This is a genomic window from Xenorhabdus vietnamensis, assembly GCF_002127535.1.
In the GTDB taxonomy this organism is placed as follows: Bacteria; Pseudomonadota; Gammaproteobacteria; order Enterobacterales; family Enterobacteriaceae; genus Xenorhabdus; species Xenorhabdus vietnamensis.
On record NZ_MUBJ01000002.1, the window covers coordinates 86,311 to 98,721 of the forward strand.

9 protein-coding genes are annotated in these 12,411 nt (G+C 42.1%); 5 read left to right on the forward strand and 4 right to left on the reverse strand.

The genetic code is table 11. From position 1 onward, the window contains the following. The first annotated feature begins 110 nt into the window (after positions 1 to 110). From recQ to Xvie_RS02555, 5 genes are all read left to right on the forward strand, one after another. Positions 111 to 1,937, forward strand: a complete 1,827-nt coding sequence (recQ, locus tag Xvie_RS02535) for an ATP-dependent DNA helicase RecQ (protein ID WP_086107813.1) — start codon at positions 111 to 113, stop codon at positions 1,935 to 1,937. A 26-nt stretch (positions 1,938 to 1,963) separates the two neighbouring features. Next, the gene (gene pldB, locus Xvie_RS02540; RefSeq protein WP_086107814.1) at positions 1,964 to 2,962 is read left to right on the forward strand and encodes a lysophospholipase L2; all 999 of its coding nucleotides are present in this window, start codon (positions 1,964 to 1,966) and stop codon (positions 2,960 to 2,962) included. Positions 2,963 to 2,983: 21 nt separating this feature from the next. Continuing rightward, positions 2,984 to 3,808, forward strand: coding sequence for a sugar/pyridoxal phosphate phosphatase YigL (yigL, locus tag Xvie_RS02545; protein WP_086107815.1), 825 nt, complete (start codon positions 2,984 to 2,986; stop codon positions 3,806 to 3,808). An 808-nt stretch (positions 3,809 to 4,616) separates the two neighbouring features. Further along, positions 4,617 to 4,970, forward strand: coding sequence for a DUF805 domain-containing protein (locus Xvie_RS02550; protein ID WP_086107816.1), 354 nt, complete (start codon positions 4,617 to 4,619; stop codon positions 4,968 to 4,970). A gap of 223 nt (positions 4,971 to 5,193) precedes the next feature. Beyond that, on the forward strand, positions 5,194 to 5,625 hold the full coding sequence (locus tag Xvie_RS02555) for a carboxymuconolactone decarboxylase family protein (protein WP_086107817.1): 432 nt from the start codon (positions 5,194 to 5,196) through the stop codon (positions 5,623 to 5,625). A gap of 91 nt (positions 5,626 to 5,716) precedes the next feature. Here Xvie_RS02555 and Xvie_RS02560 read toward each other — a convergent pair whose 3' ends face one another. From Xvie_RS02560 to rsgA, 4 genes are all read right to left on the reverse strand, one after another. Then, positions 5,717 to 6,922 carry an MFS transporter gene (locus tag Xvie_RS02560; RefSeq protein WP_086107818.1) on the reverse strand — a complete coding sequence of 402 codons (1,206 nt, stop codon included), beginning with the start codon at positions 6,920 to 6,922 and terminating at the stop codon, positions 5,717 to 5,719. Positions 6,923 to 6,934: 12 nt separating this feature from the next. Beyond that, positions 6,935 to 10,276: a miniconductance mechanosensitive channel MscM gene (gene mscM / locus Xvie_RS02565; RefSeq protein ID WP_086107819.1), complete on the reverse strand. Its 3,342-nt coding sequence runs from the start codon at positions 10,274 to 10,276 to the stop codon at positions 6,935 to 6,937. A 25-nt stretch (positions 10,277 to 10,301) separates the two neighbouring features. After that, positions 10,302 to 11,222: an archaetidylserine decarboxylase gene (gene asd, locus Xvie_RS02570; protein WP_167376223.1), complete on the reverse strand. Its 921-nt coding sequence runs from the start codon at positions 11,220 to 11,222 to the stop codon at positions 10,302 to 10,304. Positions 11,223 to 11,316: 94 nt separating this feature from the next. Further along, complete coding sequence (rsgA, locus tag Xvie_RS02575) at positions 11,317 to 12,375, reverse strand: small ribosomal subunit biogenesis GTPase RsgA (RefSeq protein WP_086107821.1); 1,059 nt, start codon at positions 12,373 to 12,375, stop codon at positions 11,317 to 11,319. Positions 12,376 to 12,411: the final 36 nt, after the last annotated feature.

A 12,411-nucleotide genomic window follows, 5' to 3' on the forward strand; every position in this document is an offset into this window, starting at 1 on the left:
ATTCTTACAGTGAGATAGCATAATATGCAGGCGCTTGGATCGCGGCTGTATTCTTTACAGCCTATTTTTAGGTTTTTTCAGGGATTAGCTTCTAACGATCGAGGAAAGGCGTGTCTACCGCAGAACTCATCAGCACGGCATCGCTGGCTGAACAAGCATTACGAAAAACATTCGGATACCAACAATTTCGTCCGGGACAGCAGCAGGTTATTGACGCCGTTCTTGATGGGCGAGATTGTCTGGTCATTATGCCAACGGGAGGCGGTAAATCGCTGTGTTACCAGATTCCTGCACTGGTAAAAAGCGGGCTGACTCTGGTTGTATCTCCATTAATCTCATTGATGAAAGATCAGGTTGATCAGCTACGTGCGAATGGAGTTGAAGCAGAATGCCTGAACTCAACCCAAAGTCGTGAACAGCAATTTGATATCATTCAACGTTGCCGTCAAGGGGGTATTAAACTGCTCTATGTCGCCCCTGAACGGTTGGTAACAGATAACTTTCTTGATCAGCTTCACGATTGGCAGCCTGCTTTACTGGCCGTCGATGAAGCCCACTGTATTTCTCAATGGGGACATGATTTTCGTCCGGAGTACCGCGCATTAGGGCAACTTCGCCGCCGTTTCCCCGAGCTTCCTGTGATTGCACTAACGGCAACAGCAGATAAAACAACCCGTCAGGATATCGTGCGTTTATTGGAGTTGCATGAGCCGATTATCCATATCAGTAGCTTCGATCGTCCCAACATTCGCTACACCTTAGTGGAGAAATATAAACCGCTTGATCAACTCTGGTCATTTGTTCGTGGTCAGCAAGGAAAAAGTGGGATTATCTACTGTAATAGTCGCACTAAAGTGGAAGAAACTGTGGAGCGTTTGCAAAAGCGGGGGTTAAGTGTTGCCCCTTATCACGCAGGGCTGGAAAACAATCAACGTGCATGGGTACAGGATGCTTTCCAGCGCGATGATTTGCAGGTCGTTGTAGCAACGGTAGCATTTGGTATGGGGATTAATAAACCTAATGTGCGCTTTGTTGTGCACTTTGATATTCCCCGCAATATCGAATCTTATTATCAAGAAACGGGCCGGGCCGGGCGAGATGGCTTACCAGCAGAAGCTGTATTATTTTACGATCCTGCGGATATGGCGTGGCTGCGTCGTTGCTTGGAAGAAAAACCCGCGGGTGAACAACAGGACATTGAACGACACAAACTCAATGCCATGGGCGCGTTTGCAGAGGCGCAGACTTGCCGGCGTTTGGTGTTGCTGAATTATTTCGGGGAAAGCAGGCAAACAGCCTGCGGCAATTGTGATATTTGCCTTGATCCCCCCAAGCGTTACGACGGTCTGGTGGAGGCACAGAAAGCGCTATCCTGTATCTATCGTGTTGGACAACGTTTTGGGATTGGCTATATTGTAGAAGTGCTACGTGGTGCGAATAATCAACGCATTAGAGATTTTGGGCACGATAAACTGCCTGTTTATGGCATTGGTAAAGAACAGAGTCAGGAGCATTGGATGAGCGTCTTGCGTCAGCTCATTCATTTGGGACTGATTAGCCAAAACATCGCCAACTATTCTGCGCTGCAACTGACTGAGGCTTCACGGCCTGTATTGCGTGGTGAAATATCTCTGCAACTTGCTGTGCCACGTATCCAGAATTTGAAAAGCCGAAATCAGCAAAACAAATCGTACAGTGGAAACTATGACCGAAAATTATTTGCTAAGTTACGTAAATTGCGTAAGTCCATTGCTGATGAAAACAATATTCCACCCTTTGTTGTTTTCAATGACGTTACATTAATTGAGATGGCAGAACAGTATCCAATAACACCAGATGAACTTTTGTTGATTAATGGTATTGGGCAACGGAAATTGGAACGTTTTGGAGACGCATTTATGACGTTGATCCGTGAGCATTTTGAAGGGTTTGAGTAAATAAAGAATATGACAGAGGATGATGAATGGTGCCTGAGATATTGAAAGCAAGCTGGTTAAACCGTGAACCTCAGTTCTCTGCCTTTACAAATGGACTGTTACTGAATTTTTGGCAAACGAGGGAAGAAAGGCAATTTATGGGAGTTGATGATGTTCCCATCCATTATGTCTCCTTTTGTTCTCCCCACCATGACAAAACACTCGTGATTTTGCCCGGCCGAAGTGAAAGCTATATGAAATATCCAGAAGTGGCTTACGATTTTTACCACTTGGGCTACGATATTTTCATTATTGACCATCGTGGGCAAGGTCGTTCTGGGCGAATGTTGGATGATCGACAAAAAGGCCATGTCGAAGAGTTCGATCATTATGTGGATGATTTCACTAAGCTTATTGAGCTTGAAGTGTTTACCCGTCAGTCTCATCGCTGTTATGCACTGGCCCATTCAATGGGCGGTGCGATCTTGAGTCGTTTTCTGATCCGTTACCAAGAGCCGATTTTTCGTGCTGCGGCATTATGTGCACCGATGTTTGGCATTTATTTACCGATGCCCCGTTGGTTGGCCAATATTCTGGTCAACCAGGCGGAACCTTATTTCAAAAGGCGTACCGCTTATGCTTTATCAACGGGACAATGGCAACCATTGCCCTATTTTATCAATTTATTAACGCACAGTTATGCACGTTACCAACGTTATGTGCGTTACTATGCTGATTATCCTGAATTGCGCCTTGGAGGGCCGACTTACCATTGGATGCGTGAAAGTATGCTGATGGGCGATCATCTGATTGAAAATGCGGGTAAAATTCAGACTCCACTCATGGTATTACAAGCGAGTGAAGATAAGGTAGTAAATAATCGGGAGTTACTGGCTTTTTGCGAATCTCGCCAAAAAGCGGGAACAGGAAAAGAAGAACAAAGTCCTCTGATTATCTACGGGGCTCATCATGAAATCCTGTTCGAAGAAGATGTATTGCGGGCACAGGCTCTCAATGCAATTTGTGATTTTTTTGACCAGCACTGATCTAGTTTAGGAACCATAACCATGTACCATGTTGTTGCTTCAGATTTAGATGGCACTTTATTGTCTCCCGACCATAAATTAACCCCGTATACCAAGGAAACTCTGAACTTGCTGACGGAGAAAGGAATTCATTTTATTTTCGCAACAGGGCGCCATCATATTGATGTGGGACAGATCCGTGATGGGCTGGGCATTGATGCTTATATGATCACTTCCAACGGTGCAAGAGTTCACAATACTCAGGATGAATTAGTATTCAGCCACAACTTAGATCCTCAGATTGCTCATGATTTGTGTTTATTGGAGTTTGATAATCCCAATATCCTGACTAATTACTTCAATAATGATGATTGGTTAATGAATAAGGACGCTCCTGAGCAAGAGGAATTTTTTCAGGAGTCAGTTTTCCATTACCAGCTTTTTCAACGCGATAGTTTTCCCACTGATGGTGTGTGCAAGGTTTATTACACCAGTGAAGATCATGATTATTTGGTGGATTTGGAAGAGAGGATTAAAGCGCGTTGGGGGGCAAGGGTCAATGTCAGCTTTTCACTGAGAAATTGTTTAGAAGTGATGTCGGGTGGTGTTTCTAAGGGTCATGCGTTGGAGCAAGTTTGTCAAGCGATCGGATACCAATTGAGTGACTGCATTGCTTTTGGCGATGGCATGAATGATCAGGAAATGTTGAGTGTGGCAGGTAAGGGCTGCATTATGCAAGGAGCGCACCAGCGCTTGAAAGACATCCTGCCTGATATGGAAGTTATTGGTTCCAATGCTGATGATGCCGTTTCTTGTTATTTGCGGAAAATGTATCAAGTTGAAAGCTATTTGAAGCTAATAATCTGAATAATTGTTTGAAAACAGCATCCGATATGGTGCTGTTTTTTATGCCATGATAGGCGTTTTCTCAGTCATACTCCCAGTCACATTTGATAAACCCCCTGCCGTGTAATATAGAAAATCGCAAAATAGATTTGGATAAATGCATAGGCACAAATCATTGCATATAGGCGATTAAAAAAGCCGTTATTAGAGAGGGAAAAAACAGAAAAAGTCCCAGTGTGATGATTGTGATAAATATTAGGATTGATTTTCGATTAAAAAAGTCAATAAGCTTGCCAATAAAAGGGGTTAAGAAAAGAATAAAGATAGCGAAAAACATGGCAGTTGTGGCAAGGAATTCAGGCTCACCTGAGGTATTGCTGATATACCACAGAATAAGTACATTCCGATAGAAACGGCAACTGACAAAAAGAAAGTTGGATATCAAAAAAAATGCTATCAAAAACCAAGTCCGCCCGGAAAAAAATAGATATTTTCATATCTATACTAATGATTTTGCATAAATAACATAATTAATTACTTTTATAAAATGAATCATAATCTAACCTAGGTTAATAATAGAATAATTAGTTTTGTTTTTCTGATCAAATTATACATAACTTTGATATGTGCTAGAGATATTTATGTTGTTTATTTTTATAATTTTGCATTTGGAAGCGTTTTTTAACTTACTATCTAATAATAGCATGAATAAGAAGGTGTTAATCAGGTCATAATTTATTATAGACTTTAAAATATAAATAAGTATAAAATTTACCATAATTTATAGTTTGCCTGATTTTCTTTTATATAAATTCAATAAAGAGACATTATGAATTGGTATCTTAGTGTTTTAAAAAATTATGCTGAGTTTTCAGGGCGTGCGCATCGTAAAGAATATTGGATGTTCCGTTTATTTGATATTATTATATCTGTGGCCTTATTTATACTTGGAACAGCAATTAATGAAAGTGCTGGTTTTGGATTATTGGTTGTTTATGGAATTTTAACTCTTATTCCAAGTCTGGCTGTAGCAGTGCGCCGCCTTCATGATACTAATCATTCTGGGTGGTGGTTATTGATGACCCTGATTCCATTTGCCAATATTGTTTTATTAATATTTTTCTTCCTGGAAGGAACGACTGGCGATAATGATTTCGGAGAAGATCCGAAAAAATTACCCTAATGTCTCAGGGTATATATAGTATGAATTAAAAGTTTAGTTTGCCATATAATATAAAACGCCACTTCATCCTTTAGTGGCGTTTTTTTATTTTTGCTAATTGTATAATTTATTTCATTGATTTCTTTTTGAGAGAATAAATTTTTTATAAAAATAATTATGTTCTTTGCATAAATAATTTATTTGGAATATAGTGCTTGCGATATTAAAATAAGGAATATTATTTATGAATGGCTTACGCCTTGCTTACTACAAATTATCTCCAGAACTATTGCAGGGGTTCCGTGCGGTAAAAGAAGGGTTGGAAAAAAGCTCGCTAGATTTACTGTTGATTGAATTGATCTATTTGCGTGTATCTCAAATCAACGGTTGTTCTTTCTGTTTAAACAAACACTCTCAAACTTTGAGAGAACACCAAGAAACAGAACGTCGGTTAGCTGAATTAGCCGGATGGCGGGTCAGCAGTCAGTTTAGTCCACGTGAAAAGGCGGCGTTGGAGTGGGCTGAAGCTCTTACTCATGTAGTGACGACACACGCAGACGATTATGCCTATTTACCTTTGAAAGACTATTTCAAAGATCAGGAAATTTCTGATTTGACTTTTGCGATTGCGCTGATGAATGGGATGAATCGTCTTGCAATTGGTATGCGTCAGTAACGTGGTATTATTTATTCTTCAATATATCCTTCGTCTTTCAAGTTGCAGTGCGTCAATAAAGCTGCAACTTGAAGGAAAAAGGGGATATGTTTTATTTGGCTCTTTTACATATCAACCAATAATTTATTAATCCTACCAGTATTATGGCAGACATTATCAATGGCGTTTGCTCGGCAAGGCTGGATTCCAGCAACGCACCAAAACCAAGATATCCAACCGGCACCGAAAGAAATCGCGTAGAGGAAAATAGAGTCATTATTCTGCCAAACAAATTTTCTGGTACTTGACGTTGCATCAGAGTGACTTCGACTGGCCCGGTAAAACCAATACAAATGCCAATAGCAAAAAGCTGGGTAAATAAGGCATATTGCTCATTAAATTGGCTCATAGATATCAGGCACAGGGTAAATAAGCTATAACCAGTAATGATAATGCGATTGCTGGAAAAATATTTGCCATAAACTCCATATAGTAATGAAGAGAGTGTTGTTCCCACGCCAAAGCAAGCCATTGAGACACCGAGGCTTAAAACAGAATTAAACTCTTGCTTATTCACATAGGGTAAATAAACAATCAGAAATGGAGTGATCACAAAATTCACTATTGCACTAATGAGAAGTACGGCAAAAATCTCTTTCTCAGAAGTAATGTATTTGAATGCTTCAAGAAAATAATGATGTGGCAGGGTGGGAGTTTTAATCACTTGATGGATATTAGCGACAAAATGTTTTTTCAGGATGATCAGTCCCAATGCAACGACTAAAAAACTCACTGCATCGAAATACAGGGCGTTGATCGTACCGAACATAGCAATAATCAGTGAGCCAATGATGGGACCGATCAGATCACAAATATTTTCAATAGTACTGTTTATCCCATTGATTAACTCATTCTCGCTTTTATTCTGTTTGATCCCTTTTGCTAGCATGACGTCTTTCGCCAAGCGCCCTGGAGAATCTAAAACAGTGGAAAATATCAGTAAGACAGCCAGCAGGTAAAAATGCAGGATATCCATAGTGTAAAACACAGGGATCAGCAGCACACTGAGAAAATTTACCAAATCAGATAACAGGGAAATGCGGTATGCTCCGTATTTATCCACCAATTGGGCATTAAAGAAAACAGAAAAGAGCAGGGGAAGGATTTTTGCAGACATCACAGAGGCAACTAATAGTGGGCTGCCGGATATTTCCAAGATCAACCATGGAATGGCAATTTCGGTAATGGCGTTTCCCAAAATAGAAACGCCATTTAATGCCAATAATCCACTAACCTGAAAAGGTATGCGTCTGGTCATGTTGGTGTAAGGTCACAGCTCTCCCGGTTTACGTGGGGGATTACGACCCGTGAAATTAGTTGTCGCACTGCGGATTTCTTGCCCAAAAACATCAACACGAGCCTGGAACGGTGGGAATGGCAAAGTGATATCATTTTTGCGGAATTCCTGCAAAATGTGTTGATGTACTTCATGACGGGCAGGCATACGATGCCCCATCTCTGCGGCGTAGGCACGCAGTTCATAAATCTGAATGCCTTGCTGCAAATCCACTAAGTACACTTCCGGCATCGGGTTATCAAGAATTAATGGTGAGCTTTTGGCTGCAGACGTTAATATGTCGGTGGCATGGGCGGAGTTAATATCAGCCGGAACTGGGATCGTCAGGACGATACGGGTAATTGTGTCAGACAGTGACCAGTTGATGAATTGCTCTGTAATAAATGCTTTATTGGGAACGATAATCTCTTTCCTGTCCCAGTCAGACAGCGTTGTTGCCCGTGTGTTGATCTTCGTGATACTGCCGGTCAAACCACGGATAGTTACGGTATCACCAATGCGGATCGGTTTTTCAAATAAGATGATCAGTCCGGAAATGATATTGGTGAAAATTTCCTGCAAGCCAAAACCAAGCCCAACCCCCATTGCAGCAACCAACCATTGTAGCTTCGACCACTCAATCCCTACCAGAGAGAAACCAATCAAGCCGCCAATGAGCGTAATGCTGTATTTGGTCAGTGTCGTAATGGCATAACCTGTTCCTGGTGTCAGCACCAGATGTTGTAACAGGGCGAGTTCCAATAAGGCTGGTAAATTACGGACAAGTTGTGTCGTAATGACAATAACTAAGATTGCAATTAATACTGAGCCCACGGTAATTGGCTGAATACTATCAACTCCGTTGGTATTTGTACTAACGTCCCAGAGCCGAATATTTTCAAGGAAAGAAAAAGCTGAATGTAACTCAGACCACAATAGGAGCATAGAGACTAGCGCAGTCATTGTTAGGATTGAGCGCACTAATCCTAACGACTGGGCACTGATGGCATCTAAATCAATGACAGGCTCCTCAACCTCGATTGAACCCTCTACGCTACTATTGATGTTGGTTGAATCCTCTTCACTTTTAGCACGCTGGGCCAATATCTCCGCACGGCGTTGTTTTGCCCGTTCAAAAGCGATTTTTCGGCGTTGTATTAGCATCCATCGACGCACAATGTGGTAAATGATCAATAGTGAAAACCAGATAACGACAGACGTTTCTAAGCGTCCCAGTAGTGCCTGCGAGAGTTGCAGATAACCAAGGCTCGAAGCTAGTGCTGCCAGTATTGGGGCAGCAAGCAGTATCCACCATAGAACAGAATTAACGATATTTTCGCCTGAACCATGTTTGGCCATATAGAGTGGAATGCCGGCTCGTTTTAAGCTGCTGGTGACCAAGCTCAGTGAAATACACAGCATGATGAAACACAGCCTGCCGAGGGTTGAGATAATTTTCTGGTCGTTGTAATGATTAAAGGTGACCAATGCCATCATAAGAGGCACGATCAGAAAAATGGAAAGGCGATAGAAACGCATAGCCCGTTGTATGCGTTCTTCCGGCCAGTGAAAATGAGCAATAAATAAACCATTGGGATGGGCAAATGCAGCACTGAGCATGAAAACCCACAGAATCGGGGTTGTTGCTTTTATACCGCTGCCTATTGCTTCAGCTATCGGATACGGCCATGCATTTTCCAGGCCGTAGCCAATGGCTGACCAAAGCATTGGTAGTGGTAATGCAGCGACGATAGACCAAAAAACTGTTCGCACAGTCAGAGAAAAATGATCTTGTGTCACCTTGCCAATACGATTGCTGGAGCGCTCAAGAAAAGCATGGTACTGGCGGCGTGAGCTAATACTGAAAATGACCAGTAACAAAGACCCCACCAAATAGAGTAATGTACCTTGCGTGGTCAACATATAGTGGATTGCGGCACCCAACTGAGTGAACGTTCCCGAGGACAGCAGGTTTGCCAGATTTTGCACTACTAGCAGCGGATAATTCAACGATATGGGATTGACATCTATTACCCAGAATAGATAGCGGTGCGTAGCATCATGTACTTCTTTTAAAGCATCATTTAATTGGCTATTGGCTACCTTGAGTTTTGTCAATTCCGCTATTTTATTGTCACATGCTATGATCAATTTGTTTAATATATCTTTTCTCGTGCGAATAAATGAGTCATAGATAGCCTTTTGCGCTGGTGTCAGTGAATCATATGTAGGCAGTTTTTGCTCGGAAGAGAGTGGTGTACGTTCCAGCATTTCCTCATATTTCAGTCTATTGACTTGTAATTCGACAATTTGTTTGTCAAATTGCTGGGATTTTGTTATTTCTGGAAGGCGGGCGACCTGAGCCCTTAAAGTTTCGCCTAGTGTTGTGGATGAGCTTAGCCATTGTTCTTGTTCACGGATTGTGTTGAGTACTTGTTTAGCTCGCTTTATACCATTGGCTGCCTGGTGTTGTTGTGCGCTAATGGAGTCCATGCTCTCCATTTGCTTATTGTATGTTTGTGACAATTGGCTGTTTTGCTGGAGTTCCTTCTGCAAGAATTTTGTATGTTTTCCTCCATTCTGTTCCACTAGCTCTTCCAGCTTTTCTGTATTCTTTAATGCAACTTCCTCTTTCTGCTGGCGTTGGATATGTAACTGACTGCGCAATTGCTGGAGTTTACTACCCAGTCGATAAGAGCGTTTTTTGAATAAGTCTGTGCGTATGCGCGCAATTTCTTGACGATTATTGGCAGAAAGTTGAGCTACTTCCAGTTCATTGATTGTAGCGTTACGAGCCTCGACTTCTGCTTGAACTTGTGTCAATTGCGCATTGGCCAGTGGTGTGGAAGGTGAGTTCATAGACTTAAGCCGAGAAATTGCTTCAGAGTGCAAGTGCTTTGCTTCAGCTTGTTTTTGAGGAAATTGACTTATGAACTCATTGATTTTTTGGATTTCATCTTGTTCTTGCTGTAATTGGTTTTCTTGCTCCTGTAATTCGCTTTTTGTCTGGATAATTTGTTGTTCTAACTGACTGATATCCTGATTGGCAGGAATGGACGTGGTGATCTTGCTTTCAGTAAGAATTTCATCACGTAATTTTTTGGTAATATTGGAAAATTCATCAATTGCTTGTTTATACTTCTGGGCATTCGCATTGCTAGATTTGGCTTTGTTAGCCCAATCTATAGCCCCTTGATGTGCTTTATCGATTTCAGAATCTTGTGAGCTTTTGCTATCTTTAATTTGCTTCAGTTGGTTTTCATCCAACGATGTTACAGAGGCAAAAGCCGAATTCACAATTAATAGACTGAAAAGTAAACTGATAATCAGGCGCACAATAAGGGGCTCCTTGGATCTAAAATTAGCTAACGATATCTTTATTTATTGATTCGTCAGTGTTCACTGAAGGTTCTTCTAGTGTGATGGCTTGCGCCATCATGGTTCCCATGCGGGTTTGCGAACCACTGTATAAGTTATTGGCAAAACTAATCTGGTTTGCAGCAAACAGGTTGATAACTGTTGAACCCAGCTTGAAGCGCCCCATTTCCTCTCCTTTTTTGAGGGAAATTTCACCCTCTTGGCCTTCTGTCGGGTAGGTCCAGCGTTTGATGACCCCTTCACGCGGAGGTGTGACACAACCGCTCCAGACAGTTTCAATACTACCCACAATGGTAGCGCCAACAAGAATTTGTGCCATTGGTCCGAATGCTGTCTCAAATAAACAGATAATACGTTCATTACGTGCAAACAGGTTTGGTACATTGGCTGCTGTCAATGGGTTAACTGAAAACAGATCACCAGGAACATAAATCATCTCTTTAAGAACGCCGTCACATGGCATATGAACACGATGATAATCCTTTGGCGATAAGTAAGTCGTGATAAATTGACCATTGAGGAACTGTTCGGCCAGTTGGTGCTGCCCTGCCAACAGTGCTTCTATCGTGTAATAGTGGCCTTTGGCTTGGATGATCTGATCTTCGCGGATCGCTCCAAGCTGGCTTATCGTGCCGTCTGCTGGCAGAGCCAATTGATGGGCTTCATTGACGATAGGGCGAATGTCCTCTTTAAGGGGGCGGACAAAAAATTCATTGAATGTCGAGTAAGCAGTGAATGAAGGGTCTTTTGCTTCATTCATATCCACTTTATAGGCTTTGGCGAAAGCCTTGATTACAAACTGTGTCAGCCAGCCAGCCTTTTTATTGGCAAACCAGCCTGCTAAGTTTGTAATGCATTGTTTTGGAAGTAAATATTGTAGCCTGATTTTAAAATTATCCAGCACGTGAACCTCTTGGATCTTTTCTTGGCAAATTGGACAAAAGGTGACTATTGTACCTGCCATTATTTTGAATGTCAGGGTATCGTTAATTATTGTCTTATTTTTGACCGTCTGTGAAATTTCGGCGGGGTTTAACCTGTGCCATGCTTTCCAGAATCCGGTGATAATTTTCGAAACGTTCTTCAGCAATGACACCTTGTTCTAACGCTTCCCTTAAGGCACATCCAGGATCGTCCAGATGTTTGCAATCACGGAATTTGCATCCTCCCAGATATTCACGGAATTCGACAAAGCCTTGTGTAACTTGTTCTGGCGTTAGATGCCACAATCCAAACTCACGGACTCCTGGAGAGTCGATTACATCTCCCCCCAGTGGGAAATGGTAAAGGCGAGCGGTGGTGGTGGTATGCTGGCCGAGACCAGAGTTATCTGAGACATTATTGACCAAGATATCTTTTTCATTGTCAGGCAGCAGGGTATTGAGCAAGCTGGATTTCCCGACGCCGGATTGTCCCGCGAATACACTGATTTTGTCAGCCAGCAAAGAGGTTAATTCAGGGATACCTTCACCAGTATAGCTGGAAACTTCCAGTACGCGATAGCCGATATGGCGGTAGATATCCATGACGTCATTGACCCATTCACGGCTTTCGGCATCCAACAGATCGATTTTATTGAGTACGATCAAAGGCTCGATGTTGAGTGTTTCACATGCGACTAAATAGCGATCGATAATATTCAATGAAAGTTCAGGCAAAATAGCGGAAACAATCACGATCTGGTCGATATTTGATGCAATTGGTTTGATGCCATCATAGTAGTCGGGACGTGTAAGTACGGAAGTGCGTTCATGAACCGCTTCTACGATACCATTAACTTTGACATCAGACTGGAGTTGCAGAACAGGGCGCCATACAACGCGATCTCCAGTGACCAATGAACGTATTGTCCTGCGGATATTGCAACGCTGTATGGATGAATCTGCCGCTTCAATATCGGCATGTTGCCCGAATCGGCTGATCACCAGCCCTTCCTGTGGTTCACCAAATTGGCTATCATCCATTTCTGGTTTATTGGTATCAACCTTATTCAACCTGCGTTGATGATTGGCCTGTACACGGCGTTGCTGCCCTTTGGAAAGTTTACTTTTAGCCACCGAACCTCACTTATTTCACTTATCTTGCTGATTATC

Coding starts and splice junctions, on each gene's coding strand:
- pldB (WP_086107814.1), top strand. CDS start 1,964: ATGGTGCCTGAGATATTGAAAGCAAGCTGGTTAAACCGTGAACCTCAG.
- yigL (WP_086107815.1), top strand. CDS start 2,984: ATGTACCATGTTGTTGCTTCAGATTTAGATGGCACTTTATTGTCTCCC.
- Xvie_RS02550 (WP_086107816.1), top strand. CDS start 4,617: ATGAATTGGTATCTTAGTGTTTTAAAAAATTATGCTGAGTTTTCAGGG.
- Xvie_RS02555 (WP_086107817.1), top strand. CDS start 5,194: ATGAATGGCTTACGCCTTGCTTACTACAAATTATCTCCAGAACTATTG.
- Xvie_RS02560 (WP_086107818.1), bottom strand. CDS start 6,922: ATGACCAGACGCATACCTTTTCAGGTTAGTGGATTATTGGCATTAAAT.